This window comes from Proteus myxofaciens ATCC 19692 (genome assembly GCF_001654855.1).
In the GTDB taxonomy this organism is placed as follows: Bacteria; Pseudomonadota; Gammaproteobacteria; order Enterobacterales; family Enterobacteriaceae; genus Proteus; species Proteus myxofaciens.
The window spans coordinates 1-211 of the sequence record NZ_LXEN01000276.1 but is presented as its reverse complement, the minus strand read 5'-3'; the positions used below and the strand labels follow the sequence as shown (position 1 = coordinate 211).

At 40.3% G+C, this 211-nt stretch carries 1 protein-coding gene; it reads left to right on the top strand.

Features of this window, described 5'->3' with window-relative positions:
- Nucleotides 1-211 (top strand): hypothetical protein (locus M983_RS16870; protein ID WP_157092008.1); only part of this gene is annotated, 211 nt, incomplete at both ends.

Here is a 211-nt window from a genome sequence, read left to right as displayed (position 1 = left end):
GTGCTGAAATGATGCGTAACTTTGAAAAAGGCGTGATGTTACAAACGTTAGATACGCTATGGAAAGAGCATCTAGCGGCGATGGACTACTTACGTCAAGGCATCCATTTACGTGGTTATGCGCAAAAAGATCCAAAACAAGAGTACAAACGTGAATCCTTCGCTATGTTTGCTAATATGTTGGAATCATTGAAATATGAAGTGATCAGCAC